This window comes from Streptomyces sp. NPDC052052, assembly GCF_040680455.1.
GTDB lineage: Bacteria > Actinomycetota > Actinomycetes > Streptomycetales > Streptomycetaceae > Streptomyces.
On the sequence record NZ_JBFAWU010000037.1, the window covers coordinates 45,240 to 54,671 of the forward strand.

The window sequence follows — 9,432 nt, forward strand, 5'->3', positions numbered from 1 at the left end:
ACGTTGCCAGAGGGAAATTGACGGGCGCATGGCGGTAGCAGGAGGGTGGCTTCAACCCCCCCACGGTAGTCCTTTCCTTCAATCGTTGGATTGCCCATGCGTACAGTTGCTTCCGCAAGCACGTTCGCGGCCGCCGTCACTGCGGCCCTTCTGCTTGCCCCTACGGCACACGCCACCCCTGCTGGTGACAACGGCACCGTGAAGATCCATGACGCCGCGACCGGCGAGGAACTTCGTAAGAACGAGCCTCACGTGTGCACCTTCTATCTCGACGCCTTCGGTTTCGATGCCGGCCAGCAGGTCGACTGGCACATCGAAACCTGGGCCCCGTCCGCCGGAGTCAAGGGCGAAACCGTCAAGTCCGGTTCGCTGGAACTCGACTCCGACGGACACCGCCGCTCGGAGGATCAGTCCCTGTCCGACGGCCACTACAAGTTGTTCTGGAACTTCGACGGCGAGAAGGGCAAGGCCAAGCACAAGGTCTTCTGGGTCGACTGCGAAGACGAGAACCCGGAGAACCCCGGCACTCCGGAGAACCCGGGCACGCCGGAGACTCCCGGTACCCCGGAGACTCCCGGTACCCCCGAGAACCCGGGCACCCCGGAGACTCCCGGCACCCCGGAGAACCCCGGCACCTCCGAGACCCCGGGCAGCTCCGAGACTCCCGGCACCCCGGGGCAGTCGACCGGCACCCCCACGTCGTCGACCTCTGAGGGTGCGGCCCCGTCCGCGGACGCCGCGTCTCCCGCGTCCTCGCAGAGTGGCGACCTCGCCTCGACCGGCACCGGCGCACCCGTCGGCCTGCTGTCCGCAGCGGCCGCCGTGCTCGTCGCGGCCGGCGCCTTCCTGGTGATCCGTCGCCGCAAGGCTCAGCAGCACTGACGTAGCGAAACCCTGGTGCCCCCGTACCCGTCATCAGTGACGGGTACGGGGGCACCGTGCTGCCCGGCCGACCGCCACCCTTGCGCGCGCGAGACGTGAAATCCCGTTCACATGGTGGGAGATGGCGGCGATGCGGTACGGTGACGACGTCATCACGCTCTGTGTGTACACGCACGCATGGAGCAGCCCCCGGCGGTGCGCCAACACCAATCCGAGGGCCTACACCACCAGTGGAATGGAGCCACCGGGAATGATGCGTCATGCTATCGCGCCCTCCAGGCGCTACACCAAGGCGTCACACGACGTCGTACGCCATCCGCGTCTGAACAGCGACGCGAAGATCCTGATCCTGTACGTCCAGGGCCTCCCCGAGGACGACATGTACAAGCCGTTGAGTGAACTCGCCCAGAAAGTGGGCATCAAGGGCCGCGCCTACCAGAAGGCGAAGCAACAACTCATCCAGCACGGCTATGTGCACGAGTGGCGAGGCCAGGGCCCCGGAGGCCACTGGTTCACCGATCAACTCGTCGCGAACAGCCCCCTGACGACCGAGCAAGCGGGACACCTGCGCCAGGACTCGCCCACCCTCGCCCCCACCCCGCCACCGAGTACGCACTCTCCGACCGTCGGTGAACCGACTCCCCGGACGGTCGGTGACTATCAACCGTTAGAAGACCACAGTGATAAGACCACTCCCCACCCACCCTCCGAACCGCAGCCCGCGGCCACGACCGCCGATCCGGCCCAACTGGTCCGCGCGGAACGGCTCCTGCTCTCCCTGCGCCACTCCCGCCGCGAACTCCACCTGGGCGTGAGCGAGGCCCGCGCACTGGCCGTGGAGGCCGTCAAGTGGCTGGAGCACGGCCTGAGCGAGTCCGACCTGCGCCAGGCCCTCCTCGCCGAACGCCCGGAAGGCGGCGTGCGCTCAGCCGTCGGCTTCCTGCGCTACCGCCTCATCCAGAAACTCCCCGAACCGCAGCCCCTGCCCGGACCCGACGGCCCCTCGCTCGTCCGCGAACTCCAGGAGTGCGAGGGCCCGGGCGAGAAACACGTCTTCCGCCCCCTGGCCGACGAGACGGAATGCCCCCCGTGCCGCAGGTCCGCCGCACACACCGCCCACCGCGGCGCCCCCGCACCGGATCCCGGCCGCGTCCCCTGGCGGGAACGGTTCGCACGGATCAACGGGGCGCAGACGGCTCTGGTGGGTGAGGGGTGACCTCACTCGCGGCCGGCACCAACTGTTCGGAGCACGGGCTTAGTTGGATCACCACTCTCCGGTGTTCACCACGGGCACGGACTGCCGCAGGCTCCGTATGAACTCCAACCAGGTGTTTCGTTGGAGCTCCATCCGGGGCCCCCGGGGTCGCTTCGAGTCGCGCACCCCGATGGCGCCGGCCAGGGCGGTTACCTCGACACACTCGGTACCGCTGCCGCCGCTGTACGACGACTTGATCCAGTGCAGCTGTTCCTGGTCCATCAAAGCTCCCCACAGACCCGACGCAGGAGCGCGGCAGACAGGTCGATATCCAACGCCTGCGCACGCAGGTACTCGAACGCCAATTTATAGCGCGCGAGTTCCTGCGGCTTCTCCATGAAGAGCCCACCGCCGATGATGTCCACGTACACGACGTCGAGTTCGGGGGCGGGGCCGCCAAGCATGACGAAACTGCCCACCGCTGCGGCATGGGCGCCTGATTCGAACGGCAGTATCTGAACGGTGATATGGGGCAGGGCGGCCTGCGCGCAGAGATGCTCCAACTGCTCGCGCATGACAGCGCGGCCACCCACGATGCGCCGGATGACTGCTTCGTCAATCACCGCCCAGATGTGCGGAGGCTCGGTGCGCGCGAGTAGTTCCTGCCGTTTCATGCGGATGTCAACCATGTGGCGGATCTCTTGGTCGGTGCACCGCATCTCTGAGGCGCGATGCACCGCTTCTGCGTACGCGCGTGTCTGGAGCAGGCCAGGCACGTACATGCAGGCGTAGTGGTCCTGGCTGACCACTTCGTTTTCGAGAGTCAGCATGAGGTTCATCGACTCTGGGATGGGGTCCGCGAGCGAGCGCCACCAGCCCTGAATCCGCGCGCCCTTGGCCAACTCGATCAGCGAAGCACGTTCCTGATCCGAGGCGCCATACTCACGGCAGAGGGCATCGACGGCTGGCCACTTGACCGTGCCATCCTTCGTTTCGTAGCGGCTCAAGGTTGCTTTGGAGATGCCCACTCGCGTCCCAGCCTCTTCCAGCGTGAGTCCCTTGTTTTCGCGGAGGCGGCGTAGATCAGCGCCGAGTTGGCGTCTACGGGTGGTTGGTCCGACTGGCATGGATGCGGTCCTTCAGGTTGATCCTCACGAGCGTGCACGGTGCGGGGTGCATCGAGCAAGACAGCGCACTCCGGGGGCGCGCGTCGGGCTGTGTGCTCCCAGCGCTTCCTCATGAGAGTTCCATTTTGAGAGTTTCACTGCCACTGTAAGTGAGGAAGTGGACGCATGTAGTGATCGTCTGGTGGTGGAGGAGTGGTCGGATTGGATGGGTGTCGTTTCAGCGTGGACAGAAAGCCTTGGGATCGCGCGTTTCTGGCAGAAGCAGAGGAGCTCGCCGGTCTGCGACGAGTGATGCGGTTGCGCCTGGAGCTCTGGGGATTGCCAGAAGTCGTCTACGCGGCACAGGTCTGCGTAACGGAGCTGGTCGCAAACGTGATCAAGCATGTAGGGCCCGGCACCCCGTCGTGTCTCGCCGTGTCCATGAACGGAGACCGGCTTCGCATCGAGGTAAGTGATCCCGACGTCCAGGCCCTCCCTACGCTCCTCACGGCAGCGGGGGAGAGCGCGGCGGGGCGGGGTATGACCCTTGTGGACGGTATCGCCGATCGCTGGGGTGTCATCCTGCGCGGTGACTCCAAGGTCACCTGGTGTGAGATGGCCACCGGCCTCCGGTCATCAAACGATCACGTTGATGGGCCGCAAGTCGCGAAGGCAGAAGCGCTGTTGGGGCTTTGCGGGCTTGGCAGCATCTCGGCAGACTCTCGTCGTGAACGGCTGAGCCTGGCCTTGGGGAGGGAGGTGGCGATCGATCTCATCGTCGACCTTCTCCATTGGTTTCGTGCGCACGGCTGCGATCCGGATGAGGCCCTCGAATGCGCACAAACGCACTTCGATGCCCAGGTGGCCGATACGGCGTGAATTGACCTATGCCGGGGCATTGTCAACATCGTTGAAGAGTTGTGTGACTTGGAAGCGGGCTGCGATGGGACGGATACGTCCAACCTGTGGTGCCTGGTGTGCGCCGCACAGCGTTGCGGCCCCACCGGCGGTGCTCGCAGCCCGAGGCGCCGGAGGACTCGGACAGTCGTCGATTTTAGGTCAAGCGCCGGACAGATTAGGCCACTTAGCTGCGCGGGGCGACTGGAGGGCTCGAAGGAGTTCGAGTGGCCGGAAGTATGTTCGCATGGCTGCGTACAGAGCTTTCTTCGGGCATGTGGATGAGTACCTTCCGGGCGCACATTTTGGATCCCGGCAAGCTGTCAAAGATGCCAAACTTCACAAAGAGCGCGAGGCGGGCATCTCGTGGGGACTTGACGCCAACGGGGAGAGGGCTGCCGATGCCATCGTGCTGAATCAGGGCTATGAAGATGATCTCGATGGGTGGGACGAGGTCATTTATACAGGTGCGGGTGGTCGAGATCGCAACACTAGTCGGCAGATAGAGGATCAGAATTGGGAGAACCGTGGGAACGCGGGTCTCCGGAGGAGTCGGATATCGGGCAACCCTATACGGGTCATCCGCGGCAGTGAAGGTGAGCGAGATTATTCGCCCGTAAGCGGATACCGGTATGACGGTCTCTACCAGATTGTCGAAGAGTGGACCGAGGTCGGTAAGGCAGGCTTCCGGATCTGTCGGTTTAGGCTGCGCCGCCTCCCAGCTGGAATGCAGGAACTGACATCCCTTGAGCAGCAGGTTCGAGACATTCTTGACGGCCGCGATCAAGGCGGCGCTGATGAGAACAGCGCTGACGTTCCCGAAATGACTACCCAGCGACGGAAGTCCACGGTTGAACGTATCGTCCGCGACACAGCTGTCGTACGCCGGGTCAAGCGATGGCATGCGTACACGTGCCAGATCTGTGCTCAGTCGTTGACGGTTGGGGCTGGGGGTGAGAGCTATGCCGAGGGGGCTCACATACAAGCGCTTGGGGGCTTGGTTGGGGGCCCTGATGTCGAAGGGAATGTGCTGTGTCTATGCCCCAACTGCCATGTGCGACTTGATCGCGGCGCCGTCTATCTGACCGATGACTTCCACGTTGTGGATCGCTACGCGAAAGGTCTGAACTCGCGAATGCTTCCGTTGAGAGTGGTGGAACAGCACCGCATTGGAAAACGCTTTCTGCAAGCGCATCGCCGCTTCTGGCGTATAAGCGATCTGGATCGCTAACCTGCGGCAATCGCTGAATATATCCATACGTCAGCAGGGATCTCATGACCAGGTTCCAGGCAATGCCCATGGGCTTTCCGTCTTGGTGCTCTTCTTCTCGCGGGTCTGGTAACGGATGCTGGTGGGTATGTCTCGGAGATCTGCTTCGGGGCTTGCGATGACTCACTCATTGTCCTAGCCGCTTCGCCTTGCTATCTACGAAGAACGGCTTGGCGATCTCCTTAATGATCTCGCCGCGTCGAATTCTACGTGCGCGCTCATTGCTGCCGGAGATCACGTCAACTCGATACTGCTCGGCGCTCTCCTTGTACGTTTTTGGTGAGATCCCTGCTGAGATTCCATCCACCTCGGCGTAGAAGGAAGCTAGGGCTGCACCCAATCCGGAGATGTCGGTGCAGCCGTTCGGGCCGAACCCGACGATCTCAACGAGTAGTGTGAATAGATCGTTCTTCTGCCAGATGCGACTCTTGCTGTCAACGTTAAACTTCTCGATCAACTCGGCAGCGGCAGCGATATCACCCTTCACTTCTTCGGATTCGGGGAATTCGCTATTGTACTGCTCCAGGTATTCCTCGTGCTCGGTGTCGCGACTGAAATATCCAGAGATGAGCGTGATGATCAGAGTGAGGCACCACTTGATGTCGTTCATTCGGCGAATATCGGCCGCATTGAAGACGCGGTGATTATCGAAGAATGACCATTCGCTAACATCCTGCGCTGCACGTTTGAGTGCCCCATCAAAGCGGGCGTTATTTACCTCCATGGCGTTCAAGGCGTAGTTTGTCGCGTTCATTCGGTAGAAGACCTGACGAACCTCTTGATCGCTTAGTTCGCCGAGATCTCTAACAACCACGTCGTAGTTGAGGAAGTCGAGCTTTTCCTTGTCCTCGAGCTCTTCGTAGGGTGTGAGGGAGCCGATGGGAAGCTCCGAGGAGCCCGTAAAATACTGATAAAGAGTAGTAATTCTCTGTTGCCCGTCAACGAGCTGCTGACTTCCCGCACCAGTCGTCAGGTCGACGTGTCCGTCACAGAGGAAGATCTCCGGGAATGGGAGGCCTTCTAGGACCGTTCTGATGAATTCCTGCTTGTTTTTAGTTGTCCAAACTAGTCGGCGTTGAAAGTCTGGTTGCAGAACCAGGCTGCCCTCTCCTATCGCAGTCAGGAGTTGACGTACCTTCTTGTTGGTCGCGGTAGTCTTCACAGTCGATCGTTCTCCTGGCAGGCGGACACGGATCGAGCTTGGTAACTTTCGAGAGATTCCATTTCGCTCCAAACGGCAAATGTCACCTTATAGGGGCCAGCGGCTCGAACGCGTTGAAGAGTGCGCCCCAACTCCCAAAGTTTTTTCTGGGTGGGTATAAGGGGGGATACTGGAAGGTCGGTCAAGTGGATTGACCCCCAAAAGTGCCGAATTTTGAACATGTCCTCAAAATTCTTCTTCCAGAGGCCCTTGGAGTCCTTGAAATTGCGCACCTCCCGCCAAAGGTCTGTGTAAATTTTTGGCGAAACCACGGCAATGTCGACATCTGAAGTGTCGCTAAAGGATCGGAAGCGGGCGTGTGGCTTTATACTGAACCCTAGTTTCGCCGATCCCACTGTGTACACGTCGCGGTTAGGGTGAATGTCTAGCGAATCGGCTACTGTCTCGCGAAGTGCAGCGTGCGTGCCTCGGTCGATTGCCACGCAAGGTCCGTGCGTAATGAACTCACGAACAATTCTCAGCGGGTCGTCATACCGCTTGAGTCCTTCTTGGAAGTCGGCAAGTGAACTCGCAATGGCATCGTCAAGTCCACTCTCGGTCGCAGTCTTCAAATGCCCCCCTCGGCAACGCATGGCAACCGCCTAGCTAGTGAAGACTCCTCCGTCTCCACTTCACTACTACGTCCTACTGACGGCCAAGGGTCAAGCCGAGTGTTGTCTCGAGGGATCGAGGCTGACGCTAGGTCTCACACGGTCGAGCAAGCCAAAGGCCGTCCTGAGTCTCTCACGCGACCGGGGTGAAGGTGCTGAGACCGGCGGCACTCAACGTCTGGTAAGTACAGAAACCGGTGCCGCTTCATATGTAAAGTCGTTGGGGATGACCGATTCCCTATTTATCGTCACCTACGCGTGCAGGTCTACCAAGTCAGGTCGACTTGCGTGATTCCTCCCGCGACTTGGAGCGGTCCTTGCTATTCACCCTGGGCCACGCAGAGTCTGTCCAAGTCTCGTAGGTATCCCCGCCCCGGGCGCCCGCTCAGCAGCACCTCCTCGTCGGTGGCAACGAAACCGGCCCGGGTCAGCACCGTTTGGGAGGCCGGGTTGTCGAGGGTGGTCGCGGCGCGCAGGGCGGTCAGGCCGTACTCCTCGGCGGCCAGGACGCACAGGCGGCGGACGGTCGCTGTGGCCAGGCCGCGGCCGGTGGCCTTCTCGGCGACGCGGTAGCCGAGGTCGGCGGCACCGTTGGCGACGTCCACCAGGTTGAACCGGCCCAACACCTCACCCATGCCGTCCACCAGTAGATGGAAGTGGCAGATACCGGCGGCCTGTTCGGCGATCCGGGCGGCGTGCTGTACGTCGAACTGGGCGAAGTAGTCGTCGCCCCGATCCGGTACCGAAGCGGCGAAGAAGGCACGGTTCTCCCGCTCGAAGGCGAGCACGGCCGGGGCGTGGTCGGGGCGGAGGCGCTGGAGGTCGGGCATGGCAGAACCATACGGTCGCCTGGCGGGCGAAGGAGGCTGACAGCATGCCGGTCGACCGATCGGGTTGGGGCGCGCCCCTGTCCCGTATCGGCTGGGGTCACGGTGGTGGCGTGTGGTGTCGGCGGAGGTGGGCGCGGCTCCGGATGCCCGTTCGTGCAAGGGGTGGTGACCGGAGAGGCAGCCCGTCCCCCTCTTCCGGCTTCTTCTCTTCCACCGTTCCTCCCGAGCTTCGTATCGTCCCTCTTGGTGCGCGGGCTGACACAGCTGAGAAGCGGTAGCGGCAACGGGAGGGCGCATGAAGGCGGTTCCGGAGAAGGACGCTGCCCCTGCGACCGACCGCCGGGGGAACCCTCATCGTGACGATGTGAACGTCACGGACGGCGCGGCGCGGTTACGGCCGACTGACCCTCATCGTCCGCCTGGTGCTCGTTCCGTACCCGGTGCGCGTGATCTGCAGCGGTTGCAGCGTGTGGCGGGGAATGCGGCGGTGTCGCGTCTGGTGGCGCAGCGGTATACGGCTCCGGTGAAGCCTTCTGCGGCGCAGGCGGCGGGGTTCCGCAAGGTGAAGGCGGACGTGGCGGCGAAGCGGACCAGGATGGCTGTCCATGTTCCTGCCGCGTCCGAGTCGAAGTCGGCGCAGGATGCGGCAGTGGCGCCGCCGGATGACAAGGAGGCGCAGGGCAAGGCGGCGAACGCGGAGAAGATGAATGCGGCGAAGCCGGGTGAGTTCAACAAGCAGGCGTTCATCGATGCGGTGAACAAGGCGATCGATGCGCAGGCGCCGAAGAACCTGAATGACGCGGACAAGTTCTCCAAGTCCGGCAAGGCCGACACGATCAAGTCGGAGGTGGACGGGAAGGTCAAGGACGGCAAGGAGTCCTCGGCCAAGGACATCGATACGGCGACGAAGGCCCCGCCGGACACGTCGGCGGCCAAGGACAAGCCGGTCACCCCGATGGTCCCGGACCAGCCCCCGGCCAACCCGGGTGCCCCGTCCGCGGCGGACGCGATCCCCGAGAAGCAGCCGGCCGCGGTGACGGACTTCTCCGAGGGTCCTGCTGCGAACGACCAGGCGATGGCGGATGCGGAGGTCACCGAGGAGCAGCTCGCCCAGGGCAACGAGCCGGAGTTCGATCAGGCCCTGTCCGCGAAGAAGACCGCCGAGACCGATTCCGTGAAGGCCCCGGCCAAGGGCCGGGCGGCCGAGAACCAGCAGCTGAACACGGCCAAGGTCGGGGCGGCGGCATCCGGTGCGCAGGCGATGAACGCACTGACCGCGACCCGTGCTTCGGCGGGCAAGCAGGTCGACGGGGGCAAGGGCGAGACGAAGTCGAAGGACGAGAAACGGCGGGCCGAGGCCACCGCGAGACTCCAGAAGGTCTACGACTCCACGAAGAAGGACGTCGAGGAGACCCTGTCCGGCCTGGACAAGAAGGTCGA

Annotated in this window: 8 protein-coding genes and 1 pseudogene; 5 read left to right on the forward strand and 4 right to left on the reverse strand. The window is 62.8% G+C overall.

Annotated elements, in window-relative coordinates:
* Positions 1-96 precede the first annotated feature (96 nt).
* Both AB0L71_RS31165 and AB0L71_RS31170 read left to right on the forward strand, forming a co-directional pair.
* On the forward strand, positions 97-882 hold the full coding sequence (locus AB0L71_RS31165; RefSeq protein WP_365249542.1) for an LPXTG cell wall anchor domain-containing protein: 786 nt from the start codon (positions 97-99) through the stop codon (positions 880-882).
* A gap of 250 nt (positions 883-1,132) precedes the next feature.
* Positions 1,133-2,098 carry a hypothetical protein gene (locus AB0L71_RS31170; protein WP_365249544.1) on the forward strand — a complete coding sequence of 322 codons (966 nt, stop codon included), beginning with the start codon at positions 1,133-1,135 and terminating at the stop codon, positions 2,096-2,098.
* 48 nt (positions 2,099-2,146) lie between these two features.
* On the opposite strand, the gene AB0L71_RS31175 is transcribed toward AB0L71_RS31170, so the two are convergent.
* Both AB0L71_RS31175 and AB0L71_RS31180 read right to left on the reverse strand, forming a co-directional pair.
* Entirely contained in the window at positions 2,147-2,359 is a 213-nt protein-coding gene (locus tag AB0L71_RS31175; protein WP_365249547.1) for a DUF397 domain-containing protein, read from the reverse strand.
* Entirely contained in the window at positions 2,359-3,204 is an 846-nt protein-coding gene (locus AB0L71_RS31180; protein ID WP_365249550.1) for a helix-turn-helix transcriptional regulator, read from the reverse strand. The genes AB0L71_RS31175 and AB0L71_RS31180 overlap by 1 nt, the downstream gene beginning before the upstream one ends.
* A gap of 222 nt (positions 3,205-3,426) precedes the next feature.
* Between AB0L71_RS31180 and AB0L71_RS31185 the strand changes: the two genes are divergently transcribed.
* Entirely contained in the window at positions 3,427-4,062 is a 636-nt protein-coding gene (locus AB0L71_RS31185) for an ATP-binding protein (RefSeq protein WP_365249553.1), read from the forward strand.
* 265 nt (positions 4,063-4,327) lie between these two features.
* Entirely contained in the window at positions 4,328-5,311 is a 984-nt protein-coding gene (locus tag AB0L71_RS31190) for a YDG/SRA domain-containing protein (RefSeq protein WP_365249556.1), read from the forward strand.
* A gap of 166 nt (positions 5,312-5,477) precedes the next feature.
* Here the strand turns inward: AB0L71_RS31190 and AB0L71_RS31195 are convergent, their stop codons facing one another.
* Both AB0L71_RS31195 and AB0L71_RS31200 read right to left on the reverse strand, forming a co-directional pair.
* A complete protein-coding gene (locus AB0L71_RS31195) occupies positions 5,478-6,512 on the reverse strand; it encodes a DUF262 domain-containing protein (RefSeq protein WP_365249559.1) in 1,035 nt (344 codons plus the stop codon).
* A 970-nt stretch (positions 6,513-7,482) separates the two neighbouring features.
* On the reverse strand, positions 7,483-7,992 hold the full coding sequence (locus AB0L71_RS31200; RefSeq protein ID WP_365249561.1) for a GNAT family N-acetyltransferase: 510 nt from the start codon (positions 7,990-7,992) through the stop codon (positions 7,483-7,485).
* A 523-nt stretch (positions 7,993-8,515) separates the two neighbouring features.
* Here AB0L71_RS31200 and AB0L71_RS31205 point away from each other — a divergent pair.
* Positions 8,516-9,432 (forward strand): annotated as a pseudogene (locus tag AB0L71_RS31205) (hypothetical protein); the annotation flags it as partial.

Bases quoted from the DNA above. Each gene is read 5' to 3' on its own strand.
- AB0L71_RS31190 (WP_365249556.1), top strand. From the start codon at position 4,328: ATGGCTGCGTACAGAGCTTTCTTCGGGCATGTGGATGAGTACCTTCCG.
- AB0L71_RS31170 (WP_365249544.1), top strand. From the start codon at position 1,133: ATGATGCGTCATGCTATCGCGCCCTCCAGGCGCTACACCAAGGCGTCA.
- AB0L71_RS31175 (WP_365249547.1), bottom strand. From the start codon at position 2,359: ATGGACCAGGAACAGCTGCACTGGATCAAGTCGTCGTACAGCGGCGGC.
- AB0L71_RS31180 (WP_365249550.1), bottom strand. From the start codon at position 3,204: ATGCCAGTCGGACCAACCACCCGTAGACGCCAACTCGGCGCTGATCTA.
- AB0L71_RS31165 (WP_365249542.1), top strand. From the start codon at position 97: ATGCGTACAGTTGCTTCCGCAAGCACGTTCGCGGCCGCCGTCACTGCG.
- AB0L71_RS31200 (WP_365249561.1), bottom strand. From the start codon at position 7,992: ATGCCCGACCTCCAGCGCCTCCGCCCCGACCACGCCCCGGCCGTGCTC.